Raw genomic sequence first — 16,349 nt, 5'->3', positions numbered from 1 at the left:
TAGTGGTTCCCGGGACTCGGTCCCGAGGACTTCGATCGATGACCGGCCTCGTCACTTGGGCGATCTCCATCTAGGGAGGTGGGGTGCCTCGCGCGGTCCGACCGGGAAGCCCTCAGGTGGGCTGACCGTGAACGCAGACGAGGAGAAAGACCCCACATGACAGAAACCGTCGTACACGAGACGGAGGCCGTGATTGATAACGGCCGTTTCGGTACTCGCACCGTCCGGTTCGAGACGGGCAGGCTGGCCAAGCTCGCCGCTGGTTCGGTTGTCGCTTATCTCGACGATGAGACCATGCTGCTGTCGGCGACCACCGCGTCCAAGCACCCGAAGGAGCACCTCGACTTCTTCCCGCTGACGGTGGACGTCGAGGAACGGATGTACTCCATCGGCAAGATCCCCGGCTCGTTCTTCCGCCGGGAGGGACGTCCGTCGACCGAGGCCGTGCTGACCTGCCGGTTGACCGACCGGCCGCTGCGCCCGTCCTTCGCGGACGGGCTGCGCAACGAGATCCAGATCGTGATCACGGTGCAGAGCCTGCACCCAGACGACCCGTATGACGTGCTGGCCATCAACGCGGCGTCGGCGTCCACCCAGATCGGTGGCCTGCCGTTCTCCGGTCCGGTCGCCGCGACCCGTGTCGCGCTGATCGAGGACCAGTGGGTCGCGTTCCCGACCTGGTCGCAGCTGGAGCAGGCGACCTTCAACATGGTCGTCGCTGGCCGTGTCGTCGGGGAGAACCCTGAGGACGTCGCCATCATGATGGTCGAGGCCGAGGCCACCGAGAACACCCTCGACCTGGTCGAGCAGGGCGCCACGGCTCCGACCGAGCAGGTCGTCGCCGAGGGCCTCGACGCGGCCAAGCCGTTCCTGCGCGTGCTGTGCGAGGCGCAGCAGGCGCTGGCCGACGCTGCCGCCAAGCCGACCGGGGAGTTCCCGCTCTACCTCGACTACCAGGACGACGTCTACGACGCCGTCGCGTCGATCGCGACAGAGGATCTCACGAAGGCGCTGGCCATCGCGGGCAAGCAGGAGCGGGACGATGCGACCGACGAGGTCAAGGCCGCCGTGCTGGCCAAGGTCGGCGTCGGTGAAGGTGAGGCCTTCGAGGGCCGTGACAAGGAGGTCGGCGCGGCGTTCCGTTCGCTGACCAAGAAACTCATCCGGCAACGCATCCTGCGGGACAAGGTGCGCATCGACGGCCGAGGCCTCACCGACATCCGCTCGCTGGCCGCCGAGGTCGGCGTGGTGCCGAGGGCGCACGGCTCGGCGCTGTTCGAGCGCGGCGAGACCCAGATCCTGGGCATCACCACCTTGAACATGCTGCGGCTTGAGCAGTCGCTCGACACGCTCTCGCCGGAGAACACCAAGCGCTACATGCACCACTACAACTTCCCGCCGTTCTCCACCGGTGAGACCGGCCGCGTCGGCACGCCGAAGCGACGCGAGATCGGCCACGGCATGCTCGCCGAGCGTGCTCTGGTGCCGGTGTTGCCGAAGCGGGACGAGTTCCCCTACGCGATCCGGCAGGTGTCCGAGGCGCTCGGCTCCAACGGCTCGACGTCGATGGGCTCGGTGTGTGCGTCCACGATGGGCCTGCTCAACGCCGGTGTGCCGCTCAAGGCGCCGGTCGCGGGCATCGCCATGGGCCTGGTCTCCGACGAGGTGGACGGCAAGACCGAGTACGTCGCGCTGACCGACATCCTCGGCGCGGAGGACGCCTTCGGTGACATGGACTTCAAGGTCGCGGGCACCAAGGACGTCATCACCGCGCTGCAGCTGGACACCAAGCTGGACGGCATCCCGTCCGACGTGCTCGGTGCCGCGCTGAACCAGGCGCGCGACGCCCGGCTGACCATCCTCGACGTCATCGCCGAGGCTATCCCCGACCCGGACGAGATGAGCCCGTACGCGCCGCGCGTGACCAGCGTGAAGATCCCGATGGACAAGATCGGCGAGGTCATCGGCCCGAAGGGCAAGATGATCAACTCGATCACCGAGGAGACCGGCGCGGACATCTCCATCGAGGACGACGGCACCATCTACGTGGGTGCGTCCGATGGCCCCTCGGCGGAGGCCGCGATCGAGAAGATCAACGCTATCGCGAACCCGCAGCTGCCGAAGGTGGGCGAGCGGTTCCTCGGCACGGTCGTCAAGACGGCCGCGTTCGGCGCGTTCGTCTCCCTGCTGCCGGGCAAGGACGGCCTGGTCCACATCTCGAAGCTGGGCAACGGTAAGCGCATCGGCAAGGTGGAGGACGTCGTCAACGTGGGCGATAAGCTCCGCGTCGAGATCGCCGACATCGACCAGCGCGGCAAGATCAGCCTGATCCCGGTCAAGGAAGACGAGGAGCAGGTCGAGCAGGCAGAGCAGCCCTCGGAGTCCTCTGAGGCGTAATGGTGTGGTGAAGACGCTTTCCCCGCGCCCCGCGCGGGGAAAGCGTCATTCGTTGCGTCTGATGCGGTTAAGGCGGCATTCACCACACTGACCCCGGGGAGCGGATGAGCATCGAACTCGACACCGGCGTCCGGCGTAGCGTGCTGCCCGGCGGATTACGGGTGGTCACCGAGCATGTGGCGGGGATGCGCTCGGCCACCGTCGGACTGTGGGTCGGCGTCGGCTCCCGCGACGAGCAGCCTGCCGTCGCCGGTGCCGCGCATTACCTGGAGCACCTGCTGTTCAAGGGCACCGCGCAGCGCGCGGCCACGCAGATCGCTGAGGAAATGGACGCCGTCGGTGGCGAACTCAATGCCTTCACCTCGAAGGAGCACACCTGCTTCTACGCGCAGGTGCTCGACGTCGACCTGCCGCTGGCGATCGACCTCGTCACCGATGTGGTGTTCGAGGCCCGTTGCGCCGACGCGGACGTCGACACCGAGCGCAGCGTCGTGCTGGAAGAGATCGCCATGCGCGACGACGACCCGGAGGACCTGCTGCACGAGGTCTTCCAGGAGACGATCTTCGCGGGTCATCCGCTGGCCCGCCCGGTGCTGGGCACCGAGGAGTCGATCCGGGGCCTCGACCCCGCCGCGCTCCGCGCGTTCTACCGCGACTCCTACCAGCCGCCGAAGATGGTGCTCGCCGTCGCGGGCAACGTCGACCACGACGACATCGTGCGTAGGGTGCGGAAGTCACCGGCCGTCGGGGCGGACACCGCGGCGGATGCCGTAGCGACCGATCCCGCCCCTCCTCGCTCCGGTGTCGCTCAGCTCTCGACTTCTGGTCAGCTGGTGCTGCGCACCGACGAGACCGAACAGGCACATCTGCTGCTCGGCACCCGCGCGCTGCACCGGCACGACGAGCGCAGGTTCGCGCTCAGCGTGCTCAACGCCGCGCTTGGCGGCGGCATGAGTTCCCGGCTGTTCCAGGAGATCCGGGAGCGGCGCGGGCTGGCGTACCAGGTGTACTCCGCCATGGGCTGCTACGCCGACACCGGCCTGTTCTCCATCTACGCGGGCTGCCAGCCGGAACGTCTCGGCGAGGTCACCGGGGTGCTGCGCACCACGCTGACCGACGTCGCCACTGGCGGCCTCACCGAGGTGGAGATCGTGCGCGCCAAGGGCCAGCTGCGCGGCGGGCTGGTGCTCGGTCTGGAAGACACCGCATCGCGGATGGTGCGGCTGGGCAAGAACGAACTGAACTACGGCCGTTACTACAGCGTGGACGACACGGTGGCGCGTATCGACGAGGTCACCGTCGGCGACGTGGCAGAGATCGCGGCCACGCTGTTGCGTGAGGTACAGGCAGTGGCGGTCGTCGGGCCGTATTCTCACGTCGACGAACTGCCGGACGAGGTGCACGAGGTGATGGCGTGATTCGAGTGGGCGTGCTTGGCGCCGAGGGACGGATGGGCTCCGAGGTCTGCGCCGCCGTGGACGGCGCGGATGACATGGAGCTGGTCGCCAGACTGGACGCGGGTGATCAGCTCTCCGCGCTGACCGAGACGGGCGCGGAGGTCGTCGTCGACTTCACCCACCCGGACGTCGTCATGGACAACCTGCGGTTCTGTGTCGACAACGGCATCCACGTCGCGGTCGGCACCAGCGGTTTCACCGAGGAGCGCCACCAGACGCTGCGTGAATGGCTGGCCGCGAAACCGGACGTCGGGGTGTTGCTCGCCCCGAACTTCGCGCTCGGAGCGGTGCTGATGATGCGCTTCGCCGAGTTGGCTGCCCGCTACTACGAGACCGCTGAGGTCATCGAACTGCACCACAACCGCAAGGCCGACGCGCCGTCGGGCACCGCGACCCACACCGCGCGGGCCATCAGCGCCGCCCGCAAGGACGCCGGGCTCGGCGCGGCGCCGGATGCCACGACGTCCGAGCTGGACGGCGCACGCGGTGCGCGGGTGGACGACGTCGCGGTGCATTCGGTGCGGCTGGCAGGCCTGGTCGCGCACCAGGAGGTGCTGTTCGGTGGGCAGGGCGAGACGTTGACGATTCGGCATGACTCGCTGCACCGGTCGTCGTTCATGCCGGGCGTGCTGCTCGGTGTGCGCGAGGTCAGAACCCATCCAGGACTCACCATCGGCCTGGACCAGTTCCTCGACCTCTGACCGCGAACCTCTGACCGCGACTGGCCGAACAGCCAGTGCGGGACATGGCATCAGGACACCAGACTCAGTGAGGCAGGAGATGAGAAGCAAGACGCTCGTGATCTCCGCCGTGCTCACCTGCTTCGTCGTGCTGTATCTGGTGTTGCTCGCCGGGCGCGGGGTGGAGCTGTTGCGCACTGGCGAGACGATCCCGGTCGTGCTTGGCGTCGGCGTGCTGCTGCTGCCGCTACTCGGTGTGTGGGTGCTGGTCAGCACCTGGCGTTCCGGGTTGCGCGTGCAGCGGCTGGCGGCGCGACTGGCCGAGGAGGGTGGCTTGCCGGACACGTCGGAGCTGCCTCGCAGGCCCAGCGGGCGGGTCGACCGCGACGCCGCCGACGCCTGGTTCGCCGACCGCAAAGCGGAACTGGACGCCGACCCGGACGATTGGCGCGGGTGGTACCGGATCGCGCAGGCCTACGACCTCGCCGGGGATCGACGTCGCGCTAGGGACGCCATGCGCACGGCCGTCACGCTGGAGGAACGCGAGCCGCGCTGAGGCTCAGCCTGCGGACCGGACGGTGAGTCGGCTGAGCGACGGCAACCGGAACGGGTTCCTCCTGGTCTGGAACGTCTCGGTGTCGATCGCGACGAGTGCGCCGCTGGTGGCGACCGCGAACAGCCACTCGCTGTCCGGGGAGAACGCCACGCCCGACTGCGCGAACCCGCCCCGGACCGACACCCCGAGCGTGCGCTCCTGCCCGGTGTCCAGGTCGATGATCGACAGGATCGGCCGGTTGCCGACGTCGTCACGCACGACGGCGGCGATCGAGCCGTCCGGTGCGATCGTGCCGCGGGGCCATGTGGTGGTGTCGACGGCGCCGCCGAACGGTCGGCGCTTCCCGGTGTCCCTGGTGATCAGCACATGAGCGCACCGCGCCTGCTCGTCGCACTCGGTGGCCAGTAGATGGTTCGGCCCGACGGCGTCGATCTGCCCGGTTGTCACGCGGCGTACGCCGTCCGGCCGCGCCACGTAGGTACCGCCGGGGCCGGACGTCAGCACGTACCCGGCGCCGTCCGGTGTGATCGGCTTGGACATCGTTGGGGGGATGCGGATCGGTGGTCCGACCCGGCCACCCGATGGCATCGACATGCGCCACAGCACGGTCATGCTGTCAGGGTCGTGCTCATGTGCCACCCAGACCCGGCCTGGACGTGGCCCGGGGAACACGCGCCCGCCGCTGAACACGCCTCGTAGCTCTCTGGCGGGTTCGCCATCCGGCACCATGTACCCTGGCACGCTGTCCAGTGGTCGCACCATCACCCAGTCCGGCCCCGCGATGAGTGAGCTGGGGCCGGAGCTCTGCAGCTGTGGGATGTCGGTGATGGTGACCCGGCCCTCGGCAAGCTCGATCCGGATGACGCTATCGGGGCCGTGCGCGATCAGCTCCCAGTCCGCGGTCACCCCGAACACCCGCTCGCCGACGTTCCGCACCGTGGTCTCGTCGTCCTTGGTCGGGGCGGTAGCGTCCCGGGAGGGTGTGGGGGAGAGCTGCGGGGGCGGTTGCGCCGTGGTGTCCTCCTGCCGGGCAGCGATGAACGCCACCGCAAGCACCACGGCGAGCACGAGCGGCAGCCACGGCCCCCAGCGACGCCAGCCCGTACGCCGCTCCTCGGTCGCGGGTTCGGTGTCGTCGAACACCCGCACCGCAGTGGGTTCGGCCGAGCGCACCCGCTGGATCGCCGTGGGCTCGACCAGCTGGATGAGGTTGCCCTCGGGGTCGCGCAGCCGAGCGAACCGGCCTTCCGGGTGATCCGTCGGGTCGACGTCGACCGTGGCGCCGCCCGTTCGTAGTTGCTCCACCATTGCGTCGAGGTCGGCGACCTGGAAGCTGAGCGACCAGTTGTCCGCCGGGTCCGGCTTGGCGGGTGCCGCCGCGAACAGGGTTAGGCCGTCCAGCTCGGCGATGGCCTGTGCGCCAAGCTGGACGGCGTACCAGTGGCCGAGCATCGCGGGGTCGTGCGCGCGAATGAACGCCCCGCCGATCCCATTGACCTGCTCCACGTCGCCTCCTCGCGTCCGACGCTCTTCCAGTGTGGCGTACGGATCGCGAGTTTTGTGCGGTTAGAAGTGGAACCAGCTCGCGAACAGCGCGGGCGAGGCCGCGAGCGCACCGAACCGGGCGAACCGGCCGACCATGCCCACGCCGAGGAACACCGATAGCCGCATCCGTGCCAGGCCCGCGACCACGGCCATGCCCATGAACGGCGGGATGCCGAGCACCGCGCTGCAGCCGTAGGAGCCGACCATCCACTGTGGATGGCGATGGCAGCGTTCCCGCAGTGCTTCGAACCACATCTTGAGCCGCTTGGTGCGTCGCCGGAAGCGCTCCCGCCGCGCGGACGGCGGTCGGTAGTGCTGCGCGCGGTGCAGCCACGGAGGCAGCTTGATGGAGCCACGCGCGGCGAGATAGTAGGGCACCTTTCCGGTGAGCTGGCCCAGCGCGACCACCGCGCCGAGCACCGACCAGTGCAGCGTCGACTGGCTGGACGCCATGCCGATCACGAACAGTTCGATGCTGATCACCGGCAACAACGCGGTACCGAACGCGACGCCGAACGTGAAGCACAACCACGACAGCGTCGCCACCACACGCACCCCCAGTGGAGCTCAAAAAGGGACTCTGCTCACACTACCGGGTTACCCGGCGTCGTGGGGCGGATACCCCCGGTGAATTATCCGGCGTATATGGCGAAACCGACATCTCGACCAGGGGTTAGGACTTCAGATGCAGCTCCAGCCCGCCCGCGAGCCGCATCTCGCGGATACGGGCGCCGCCGGTGTCGAGCGTGCGGACGGTCCCGTCCGGGTCCCAGCCGATCGAGCGGTAGAAGGCAAGCGTCGCCGAGTCGGACTCCGATACCCACGTGATCGCCCGCTGCGCGCCGCGTGAGCGCAGCGCGCGGGCCGCCGCGGCGAGCAGCCGTCCGCCATGGCCGCGCCTGCCCCAGCGCGGCTCCACCAGCACGGTGGCGATGAGTCCCGTGTGCGCGGCGTCGTCGGGCAGTTCGCCGTTCGGGCCGGCGAGTTCGTCCTCCGGCGCCTGGCCGGAGACCGTGAAGCCGACCGTGAAGCTGCCCTCGGTGGCGACGAAGACGTCGGTGTCCGGGTGCGCGATCGCCTCCGACCAGCGTTGCTCGATGCCCGGATCATCCAGCATGGCGATGGCGTCGTCGCCCACGATGTCGCCGTAGGCGGTGCGCCAGGTCTCGCGCTGGATGCGCGTGATCTCGGTGGCGTCGTCGGGCTGGGCGAGGTGAACGTCGGGGCGGGCCATGGCGGCACGATACCCAGCGTTGACACAGCACTGTCGGTGGCTCGTGGCACCATGCGCGCATGCGAACGATCTCACCGGCGGTCGCGCGCCGGATCGCCGTGGCAGCGCAAGGGTTCGGGGACGCCCGGCCGGGGACGATGCCGACGCGGCAGCACCTCAACCGGGTGCTGAATCGGGTGCGGGTGCTGCAGCTTGACTCGGTCAACGTGGCGGTGCGGGCGCACTACGCGCCGCTGTTCGCGCGGCTCGGCGCCTACCCGATGAACCTGGTCGACGACGCGGCCTGGACGCATAGCGCGCGCAGGCCCCGGTTGCTGGTGGAGTACTGGGCGCACGCCGCGTGCCTGTTGCCGGTGGCGGACTGGCCGCTGCTGCGGCACCGGATGGCCGACTACCAGCGCCACTATCTGGAGCGCGCGGACTCGGTGGCCAATACGGCGGGGCACCTGGCCGACGACGTCCTCGCCGCCGTCAAGGACCTCGGGCCGATCGGGGCAGGAGCGTTGGAGCGGGAACTCGGTCTCGGCGCTGGCCCGCGACGTGCTGGGGGTTGGTGGAACCGCACCGACGTCAAGCGGGTGTGCGAGTGGCTGTTCGCGGCCGGGGAGTTGACCACCGGCACCCGGCAAGGCTTCGAGCGCCGCTACGACCTCCCGGAACGGGTGCTGCCGCGCGACGTGCTGGCCGCACCTGAACCGGATCGCGCCGACGCCGTCCGGGAGTTGGTGACGCGCTCGGCGACCGCGTTGGGTATCGCCACCGAGCCAGACTTGCGCGACTACTTCCGGCTGCGGCCCGCCGACAGCAAGCGCGCGGTTGATGAGCTGGTTGAGGCGGGCACGGTGGAGCCGGTGCGGGTGCGCGGCTGGCGCGACGTCGCATACCGGCACGTCGATGCGCGGGCACCGCGCCGGGTCGAAGGCCGGGCGCTGCTGTGTCCGTTCGACCCGCTGATCTGGGAACGCGACCGCACCGAGCGGCTGTTCAACTTCCACTACCGCATTGAGATCTACGTGCCTGAGCCGCAGCGGGTGTACGGCTACTACGTCTTCCCGTTCCTGCTCGACGGTGAGCTGGTCGCGCGGGTCGACCTCAAAGCTGACCGGGGCGCGGACGTGCTCCGGGTGCGGGGCGCGTTCGCGGAGCCCGGCGTTGATGTCGGCCGTGTGCCTGCGGAGCTGGCCGGGGAGCTGCGGTTGATGGCGGAGTGGCTCGGACTGTCCGGGGTGGCCGTTGGCGATCGGGGCGACCTCGCGGCCCCGCTGGCGGCGGTCGTGGCGTAGGCGGGCGCTGTCCGCTACGCCGACGCGCTGGCGATGACGGCGTTGCCTGAGCCGGTGCTGGCGCGGATGTGCAGCGGGACGTCCTCCCCGGGTGGCGCGTCGGCCACCTCGAGCTCACTGGACGCCGTGCCGGAACCGGACGTCACATCGACTTCGGCGTGCACCCCGGACCGCACGCCGACGCGGACCGCGCCTGACCCGGTGCGGACGTTCACTCCTCCCGGACCCGCGTCGGCCACCGTGACGTCGCCGCTGCCGCTGCGCACTACCAGTTCGCCTTCGGCAGCCGCCACGTACACCGACCCGGTGCCGGTCACCACGGTCGCGGAACCGCGCGTGTCGGACGCGCGGACGTCGCCCCCGCCGGTGCGGACGTGCAGCCCGCTCGCGGTCGGTCCGAGCGACACGCTGCCGCTGCCGCTGCGCACGGTGACCGCGCTCGTGGCCCGCTCCAGTGCGACGTCGCCGGACGACGTGTGGAGCGTGGCCCGCCCCGCCGCGCCGGTGACGGTCACCCGAGCCGAGCCCGTCTTGATCTCCAGGTGCGAGCCCGCTGGGGCGCGGACGGTCAGCGCCAATGGGACGTGCCGCAGCGGCAGCTGCTTCGGGGCACGCACCACGAGCCTGCCGCCGAGCATGTCGATCCGGGTCTGCTCGATGGCGTCGCTGGCAGAGCCCGCTAGCTCCGGTCCGAGCTGATCGCGGAACTGCTCGGACAGCCAGGCCAGCGTGCTCGCGACGCCCTGCGTCCACGGCGATCCGCTCCCGGTGTCGTGCCGCAGCTCCACCGCGACCGATGTGGTGTCACGCGTGCTGTCGTCAGCAGCGTCCGCCGCAGCCGCGTCGCCGCTCAGCAGGACGTCGATCCGGCCGGTCGTGACGCTGAGGTCCAGTTCGATCGGACCGTCGGTGGGAAATTCCTGGGTACGGACGAGTTCCGGCTGCTCGGTGCCGCCCGCGTCGTTCGGTTCGGTCATGGCGTTCACCCCGTGACCCAGCCGCGCAGCCTGCTGCCGCCCGCGTCCGGCTTGCCACCACGCTCGCCGTACGCGCCGGACTTGCCCGGTGGCCAGCCGCCCTTGCGGTGCAGCGCGCCCTGCACTGCTTGCTGCACGAAGGTGTTCAGCGACACGCCCTGCTCGGCGGCCGCCTGCTCGGCTCTGCCCTTGATCTCTTCGAACAACCGCAACGTCATCCGGCTGATGTCGCCGTCAGGGCGGGGCGGTGGCGGTGGGTCGTTGTCCGGCTCGGTTCGTTCGCCCTGCTCGGCGGTGGCGCCGCTGACCACCACCCGTACGTCTTTGCCGTCCAGGCGTACCTCGACAACCTGCTCGTCCAGGTGCGCGGTGACCTCGGCCGCGAGGTCGGACAGCGCGTTCATCAGCGTCAGCCGCACCGCCGGTTCCAGCGCGGCTGACAGCGTCGCGGCTACCCGCCGTGTCTGTTCGTCCCCAGCCGATGCCGTCGTGGTGAGGTCCTCCCGCAGCGCGGTGATGTACGGCGTCAAGTCCATGACACCACTATGACGTCATATCTGACACCGAGCAACCACCATTCGGAGCATCGTGCCCCCGACTACCGACGGGGTGTCTCAGCTCTGTGAGCTATCGACGTTGTGGTTGCTATAGCGACCACAACGCCTCAAGATCCACGTGGGCTGGGCGACAAGGAACCGCCGCCACGCGAAACCGTCGGAGGCTCGGGATAGGCTGCTGTCGACAGCAGTTCACATGTCGACAGATCGTCGAGACAAGACAGACAAGGTTCGGTGCTTCCGTAGTGGCTGAGACGGTGTCGCCCCAGATCCAGTTGATCGCGAAGACGGAGTTCTTCCCGCCGGAAGACGTGCCGTGGTCCACCGACGCCGAGGGTGGTCAGGCGCTCGCCGAGTTCGCGGGCAGGGCTTGCTACCAGTCCTGGAAGAAGCCCAACCCGAAGACGGCCACCAACGCGGGCTACCTCGAGCACATCATCTCGGTGGGCCACCTTTCCGTGCTGGAACATGGCTCGGCCACCTTCTACATCACCGGAATCTCCCGCTCGCTGACGCACGAGCTGATCCGCCACCGGCACTTCTCCTACTCGCAGCTCTCGCAGCGCTACGTGCCGGAGCGTGACGCGGCGTTCGTCGAGCCAGACGTCATCGCCGACGATCCCGAACTGCACGAAAAGTTCCTCGCCGCGGCGCAGGCCAGCCAGGACGCGTATAACGAGCTACTCGTCGGCCTGCAGGACAAGTTCGCCGACGCGCCGAGTAAGACGTTGCAGCGCAAGCAGGCACGGCAGGCGGCCCGGTCGATCCTGCCGAACGCCACCGAGACGCGCATCGTCGTCACCGGCAACTACCGGGCCTGGCGGCATTTCATCGCCATGCGCGCCACCGAGCACGCCGACGTCGAGATCCGCGCGCTGGCCGTGGAGTGCCTGCGGCACCTGCAGAAAGCCGCGGAGAACGTCTTCGCGGACTTCACCATCTCCACGTTGCCGGATGGCACCGAGGTCGCCACCAGCCCACTGGTCTCCGAGGGCTGATGAAGCGCCTCGCGATCGACGTGCGGCCGGGGCACTACTCGGTCGCACGTCTCGACGCTGCCGAGCCCGTTCCAGCCGGCTTGTTCGACGCGGAGGGCGACACGCTGGTCTCCGTCACCCGCAGCCGTGACGAGGTCTCGCTGATCTGCCCGTCCGAGACCCGGCTGCCCGACAATGCGCGGGTGGAGGACGGCTGGCGGTTGCTCACCGTGCGAGGCCCGCTGGAATTCACCCTGACCGGCATCATCGCCGCGCTGTCGAGCGAGCTGGCGTCGGCGGGGGTGCCGTTGTTCACGCTGTCGACGTTCGACACCGATCATCTGCTGGTCAAACACGCCGATCTGGCGCGAGCGGTGGATGCGCTGCGACTATCCGGTCACGAGGTGCATACCGGCTGAACCGGTCGCGTTATTGTGCCTGCCTGACGCGAAGGAGGGCGCGGTGACCGAGGACCAGTCACACACCGGCCAGCGGACGCTGGCAGGGCGGTACGTGCTGCGTGCGGAGCTGGGGCGTGGCGGCATGGGCGTGGTGTGGCGCGGCGAGGACACCGTCATCGGCCGCTCGGTCGCTATCAAGGAGCTACGGCTGCCCGAGAGCGGCGAACACGCCGAGGTGTTCCAGGAGCGAGTGCTACGGGAGGTGCGCACCGGCGGTCGGCTCACCGACCCCGCCGTTGTCACCGTCTTCGACGTGATCACCGAGGCCCAGTCGACCTACATCGTGATGGAACTGGTCGAGGCGCCCACGTTGTCCGAGCTGGTGGCCGAGCGCGGCCCGCTTGACCTCGATCTGGTCGCCGCGATCGGTGAGCAGGTGCTGGCCGCGCTGACCGCGGCGCACCAGGCCGGGATCGTGCACCGCGACGTCAAGCCGAGCAACATCATGGTCGCCGCCAACGGCAGGGTGAAGCTCACCGACTTCGGTATCGCGCAGGCCGTGGACGACCCGAGGCTCACGACAAGCGGCTCCCTGGTCGGCTCACCAGCGTTCATGGCGCCCGAGCGGGTGGCTGGCCAGCCCGCGACCCCCGCCTCCGACCTGTGGTCCCTCGGTGCCACGCTGTTTTTCGCCGCCGAGGGGACGGTCGCGTTCGAGCGCGGTTCTACGGCGGCCACCCTGCACGCGATCATGAACGAGGTGCCGTACCTCAGCAGGACGCAGGGGCCGCTCGCGTCGGCGATCATGGGCATGCTGATCACCGCGCAGGACGCGCGGTTTGGCCCGGTGCAGGTGCGGCAGCTGCTCGACGCGGCCCGCACCACGACAGGCACGGCCACGCCGACCGCCGTGCACCCGGGGGCAACCAGCACGGACACGCGGCCGGTGTCGGCGCCGAGCCCGCCGCGGCGCCTCGCCACGCGAGTGGGTGCGGCCGTCGTGGCTGTGATGCTGCTCGTGCTCGGGTTCCTCGCGGGGGACTGGTGGGCCAGCCCGCCGAGTACGAACATGCTGGAGACACTGACCTACGGCGAGGGCGGCGATATTCCCTCGCTCGGCGATCCCTCGGTGGACTACGCGCCGTGCCTGAACGCCCCGCTGCGCCAGGGCGCGGCGATCGCGTCGAGCAACTGGGTCGAGTGCGAGGAACCGCACGAGGCCGAGATCTACGACTATGCCATCGCGCTCGGCGGTGATGATTCCGACGAGGCACGGTCGCTCGCCGCGCCGGACGGCGCCGATCTCACGCGGTTCGCCGAAGCCAAGTGCGCGCTGAGCTTCCGCTCCGGCACCTTGCGTGAAGAGCGCCCGGATGACCTGCGCTTCCGTGCGCTGATCCCCGCACGGGCAGAGTGGGAACGCACCCCGGACGGCGCGCCGGTGCGTACCGTGTACTGCGTGGTCAGCAGGGCGGGCGGACAGCTCGACGACCGGTTGCGCGTCGAGGTGAAATAGCCCCGAGGTCGGGGCGGTATCCGCTGGACCAACGGGGTACCGTCAGGACATGCCCACGATCTCAGCCGGCCCGACCGCCGCTCCAGGGCGGCCGTTCGGGCGTGTACTTTCCGCGATGGTTACTCCGTTCAACTCGGATGGCGCGATTGATCTGGACCGCGCGCAGGAGCTGGCGGAGCATCTGATCGACCTCGGCAACGACGGCCTGGTCGTCAACGGCACCACCGGCGAGAGCCCGACCACGACGGACAAGGAGAAGACCGACTTGGTCCGCGCCGTCATGGAGGCGGTTGGCAGCAGGGCCACCGTGGTCGCGGGGGCGGGCACCTATGACACCGCGCACAGCCTTGAGCAGGCCCGCAACGCCGAGAAGGCGGGCGCGCACGGCATCCTCGTCGTCACGCCGTACTACTCCCGGCCAACGCAGGCGGGCCTGTACGCGCACTTCACCGCCGTGGCGGGAGCGACCGACCTGCCGGTGATGCTCTACGACATCCCGCCGCGGTCCATCGTGCCGATCGAGGTGGACACGCTGCGCCGCCTGGCAGAGCACCCGCAGATCCTCGCCGTCAAGGACGCCAAGGGCGACCTGCTTTCCGGCAGCGAGGTCATCGCCAACACGGACCTGGCGTACTACTCCGGGGACGACGCGCTGAACCTGCCGTGGCTGTCGGTGGGCGCGACTGGCTGTGTCAGCGTCATCGGCAACATCGTCGCGGGCCGTATTCGGGGCATGATCGACGCTTACGAGGACGGCGACACCTCCACCGCTCGCACCAACCACCGGGGCATGCTGCCGGTGCTGCGGGCGTTCTCTCGCGTTGGCGGGGTGGTCTTCGTCAAGACGGCACTCCGGCTGCGCGGGCTCGACGTGGGTGACCCGAGGCTGCCGATCGTGCCGGCGACCGACGACCAGATCGAGGCGATCGCCGCCGACCTGACGCAGGCCGGGGTGCCGCTCGAGTCGCAGCGCGCCGACTGGCACGGCTCCCGGGTGGCCCACACGGACTCGGCCGCCGCGTACGTCACGCCGACGACGCACACCAGCGTGGGGACGTTGCACGAGTGATCGCGGACGGACCTGGCCCGACAGGGGCCCCACCTGCCCTGCCCGATGGCGGCCTGCGCATCGTCGCACTCGGCGGCATCGGCGAGATCGGCAGGAACATGACCGTCTTCGAGTTCGACGGCCGGCTGCTGATCGTGGACTGCGGCGTGCTGTTCCCAGAGGACGAGCAGCCCGGCGTCGACCTGATCTTGCCGGACTTCCGTGCCATCGAGAACCGGCTGGACGAGGTTGAGGCGCTGGTGCTCACCCACGGCCACGAAGACCACATCGGTGCGGTGCCGTTCCTGTTGCGACTGCGGCCTGACCTGCCGGTGTACGGCTCGCGGCTGACGCTGGCACTGCTCGCGGCGAAGTGCAGCGAGCACAAGCTACGGCCGAACCTGATCCACGTCGCGGAGGGGGAACGGCGCGCGGTCGGCCCGTTCGATCTCGAGTTCCTCGCGGTGAACCACTCCATCCCGGACGCGCTGGCGGTGGCGATCCGGACTCCGGCGGGTCTGGTGCTGCACACCGGTGACATCAAGCTGGACCAGCTCCCGCTCGATGGTCGCCTCACCGACCTCGCCGGTTTCGCCCGGCTCGGCAATGAAGGTGTCGACCTGCTGTGCGTTGACTCCACCAACGCCGAGGTGCCCGGCTTCGTCACTCCGGAACGTGAGATCGGTCCGGTGCTGGACAACGTGCTGGCGCAAGCGACCCAGCGAGTCATCGTCGCCTGTTTCGCCAGCCACGTGCACCGGGTGCAGCAGGTCCTCGACGCCGCGGTCGCGCATGGCCGCCGGGTCGCGTTCGTGGGCCGCTCGATGGTGCGCAACATGGGTATCGCGGCTGAGCTGGGCTTCCTCACCGTGCCCGAGGGCCTGTTGATCGACATGGACGAGGCGGCGAACCTGCCCGAGACCAAGGTTGTGTTCGTCTCCACCGGTTCGCAGGGCGAACCGCTGTCGGCGTTGTCGCGGATGACGCGCGGGGAGCATCGCAACATCACGCTGCGCCCCGGCGACACCGTCGTCCTTGCCAGCTCCATGATTCCCGGTAACGAGACCGCGGTCATCGGCGTGGTCAACGGGTTGGTGCGGCTCGGCGCGAACGTCGTCTACCAGGCCAACGCGAAGGTCCACGTCTCCGGCCACGCCTCGGCGGGCGAGCTGCTGTTCCTCTACAACGCGGTGCGGCCGAGCAACGTCATGCCGGTGCACGGCGAGTGGAAGCACTTGCGTGCCAACGCCGAGATCGCGGTCAGCACCGGCGTCGACCCGTCCAGCGTGGTCATCGCCGAGGACGGCGTCGTCGTCGACCTCGTTGACGGCAAAGCCACCCGTACCGGACGGGTCGAGGTCGGCCACGTCTACGTCGACGGACTCTCGGTCGGTGACGTTGGGGAGTCGACGTTGTCCGACCGGCTGATCCTCGGTGAGGGCGGGTTCATCGCGATCACCGTCGCCATCGACCACAACACCGGGCGCGCGGTGTCGCCGCCGACGGTGTCCGGCAGGGGCTTCTCGGACGACCCGAAGGCACTCGACGGTGTGCTGCCGCTGATCGAGATGGAGCTGTCCCGCACCGAGTCGGAAGGCATCATCGACACCCACCGGGTCGCCCAAGCGGTGCGCCGGGTGGTGGGTCGCTGGGTCGCGCAGACCTATCGCCGTCGGCCGATGATCGTGCCGACGGTCATTCCGGTCTAGGCGCGACCCCGG

15 protein-coding genes are annotated in these 16,349 nt (G+C 69.4%); 10 read left to right on the top strand and 5 right to left on the bottom strand.

All coding sequences use genetic code 11. The features are described 5' to 3' along the window. The first annotated feature begins 156 nt into the window (after window positions 1–156). The 4 genes from AMYHA_RS16745 (at window position 157) to AMYHA_RS16730 (ending at window position 5,090) form a co-directional block, all read left to right on the top strand. Window positions 157–2,397 (top strand): polyribonucleotide nucleotidyltransferase, encoded by a 2,241-nt coding sequence (locus AMYHA_RS16745; protein ID WP_034272425.1) that lies wholly within the window; start codon window positions 157–159, stop codon window positions 2,395–2,397. Between the two features lie 104 nt (window positions 2,398–2,501). Continuing rightward, window positions 2,502–3,815: a M16 family metallopeptidase gene (locus tag AMYHA_RS16740; protein WP_051400006.1), complete on the top strand. Its 1,314-nt coding sequence runs from the start codon at window positions 2,502–2,504 to the stop codon at window positions 3,813–3,815. Continuing rightward, window positions 3,812–4,555 (top strand): 4-hydroxy-tetrahydrodipicolinate reductase, encoded by a 744-nt coding sequence (dapB, locus tag AMYHA_RS16735; protein WP_034272420.1) that lies wholly within the window; start codon window positions 3,812–3,814, stop codon window positions 4,553–4,555. Before AMYHA_RS16740 ends, dapB begins: the two co-directional genes overlap by 4 nt. 79 nt (window positions 4,556–4,634) lie before the next feature. Continuing rightward, window positions 4,635–5,090, top strand: a complete 456-nt coding sequence (locus AMYHA_RS16730) for a hypothetical protein (protein WP_034272417.1) — start codon at window positions 4,635–4,637, stop codon at window positions 5,088–5,090. A 3-nt stretch (window positions 5,091–5,093) separates the two neighbouring features. Here AMYHA_RS16730 and AMYHA_RS27595 read toward each other — a convergent pair whose 3' ends face one another. The 3 genes from AMYHA_RS27595 to AMYHA_RS16715 all read right to left on the bottom strand — a co-directional run bounded on the left by AMYHA_RS27595 (window position 5,094) and on the right by AMYHA_RS16715 (window position 7,869). Continuing rightward, entirely contained in the window at window positions 5,094–6,596 is a 1,503-nt protein-coding gene (locus AMYHA_RS27595; protein ID WP_196776913.1) for a VOC family protein, read from the bottom strand. A gap of 60 nt (window positions 6,597–6,656) precedes the next feature. Next, window positions 6,657–7,172 carry a hypothetical protein gene (locus AMYHA_RS16720; RefSeq protein ID WP_034277612.1) on the bottom strand — a complete coding sequence of 172 codons (516 nt, stop codon included), beginning with the start codon at window positions 7,170–7,172 and terminating at the stop codon, window positions 6,657–6,659. Window positions 7,173–7,308: 136 nt separating this feature from the next. Further along, window positions 7,309–7,869 (bottom strand): GNAT family N-acetyltransferase, encoded by a 561-nt coding sequence (locus AMYHA_RS16715; protein WP_034272414.1) that lies wholly within the window; start codon window positions 7,867–7,869, stop codon window positions 7,309–7,311. Between the two features lie 59 nt (window positions 7,870–7,928). Here AMYHA_RS16715 and AMYHA_RS16710 point away from each other — a divergent pair, with 59 nt between their 5' ends. Then, a complete protein-coding gene (locus AMYHA_RS16710) occupies window positions 7,929–9,152 on the top strand; it encodes a winged helix-turn-helix domain-containing protein (protein WP_034272411.1) in 1,224 nt (407 codons plus the stop codon). A 14-nt stretch (window positions 9,153–9,166) separates the two neighbouring features. Here the strand turns inward: AMYHA_RS16710 and AMYHA_RS16705 are convergent, their stop codons facing one another. Both AMYHA_RS16705 and AMYHA_RS16700 read right to left on the bottom strand, forming a co-directional pair. Further along, the gene (locus tag AMYHA_RS16705; RefSeq protein WP_034272407.1) at window positions 9,167–10,129 is read right to left on the bottom strand and encodes a DUF4097 family beta strand repeat-containing protein; all 963 of its coding nucleotides are present in this window, start codon (window positions 10,127–10,129) and stop codon (window positions 9,167–9,169) included. 5 nt (window positions 10,130–10,134) lie between these two features. Further along, window positions 10,135–10,665, bottom strand: coding sequence for a toxin-antitoxin system HicB family antitoxin (locus AMYHA_RS16700; protein WP_034272404.1), 531 nt, complete (start codon window positions 10,663–10,665; stop codon window positions 10,135–10,137). A gap of 266 nt (window positions 10,666–10,931) precedes the next feature. On the opposite strand from AMYHA_RS16700, the gene thyX reads away from it, so the two are divergent. The 5 genes from thyX to AMYHA_RS16675 are packed head-to-tail and all read left to right on the top strand — an operon-like array spanning window position 10,932 to window position 16,337. Further along, entirely contained in the window at window positions 10,932–11,684 is a 753-nt protein-coding gene (gene thyX / locus AMYHA_RS16695; RefSeq protein ID WP_034272402.1) for an FAD-dependent thymidylate synthase, read from the top strand. Continuing rightward, entirely contained in the window at window positions 11,684–12,082 is a 399-nt protein-coding gene (locus AMYHA_RS16690; protein WP_034272400.1) for an ACT domain-containing protein, read from the top strand. The genes thyX and AMYHA_RS16690 overlap by 1 nt, the downstream gene beginning before the upstream one ends. 43 nt (window positions 12,083–12,125) lie before the next feature. Continuing rightward, window positions 12,126–13,580: a serine/threonine-protein kinase gene (locus tag AMYHA_RS16685; RefSeq protein ID WP_034272397.1), complete on the top strand. Its 1,455-nt coding sequence runs from the start codon at window positions 12,126–12,128 to the stop codon at window positions 13,578–13,580. A gap of 49 nt (window positions 13,581–13,629) precedes the next feature. Further along, window positions 13,630–14,649, top strand: coding sequence for a 4-hydroxy-tetrahydrodipicolinate synthase (dapA, locus tag AMYHA_RS16680; RefSeq protein WP_034272395.1), 1,020 nt, complete (start codon window positions 13,630–13,632; stop codon window positions 14,647–14,649). Beyond that, window positions 14,649–16,337, top strand: a complete 1,689-nt coding sequence (locus AMYHA_RS16675; RefSeq protein WP_084037618.1) for a ribonuclease J — start codon at window positions 14,649–14,651, stop codon at window positions 16,335–16,337. The genes dapA and AMYHA_RS16675 overlap by 1 nt, the downstream gene beginning before the upstream one ends. Window positions 16,338–16,349: the final 12 nt, after the last annotated feature.

This window comes from Haloechinothrix halophila YIM 93223, assembly GCF_000504245.1.
Classification (GTDB): Bacteria; Actinomycetota; Actinomycetes; order Mycobacteriales; family Pseudonocardiaceae; genus Haloechinothrix_A; species Haloechinothrix_A halophila.
Note: the sequence above shows the minus strand (reverse complement) of the source record. Positions and strands in the feature narration are given on the sequence as shown.

Coding starts and splice junctions, on each gene's coding strand:
- AMYHA_RS16745 (WP_034272425.1), top strand. CDS start 157: ATGACAGAAACCGTCGTACACGAGACGGAGGCCGTGATTGATAACGGC.
- AMYHA_RS16740 (WP_051400006.1), top strand. CDS start 2,502: ATGAGCATCGAACTCGACACCGGCGTCCGGCGTAGCGTGCTGCCCGGC.
- AMYHA_RS16730 (WP_034272417.1), top strand. CDS start 4,635: ATGAGAAGCAAGACGCTCGTGATCTCCGCCGTGCTCACCTGCTTCGTC.
- AMYHA_RS16715 (WP_034272414.1), bottom strand. CDS start 7,869: ATGGCCCGCCCCGACGTTCACCTCGCCCAGCCCGACGACGCCACCGAG.
- AMYHA_RS16710 (WP_034272411.1), top strand. CDS start 7,929: ATGCGAACGATCTCACCGGCGGTCGCGCGCCGGATCGCCGTGGCAGCG.
- AMYHA_RS16705 (WP_034272407.1), bottom strand. CDS start 10,129: ATGACCGAACCGAACGACGCGGGCGGCACCGAGCAGCCGGAACTCGTC.
- AMYHA_RS16700 (WP_034272404.1), bottom strand. CDS start 10,665: ATGGACTTGACGCCGTACATCACCGCGCTGCGGGAGGACCTCACCACG.
- AMYHA_RS16690 (WP_034272400.1), top strand. CDS start 11,684: ATGAAGCGCCTCGCGATCGACGTGCGGCCGGGGCACTACTCGGTCGCA.
- dapA (WP_034272395.1), top strand. CDS start 13,630: ATGCCCACGATCTCAGCCGGCCCGACCGCCGCTCCAGGGCGGCCGTTC.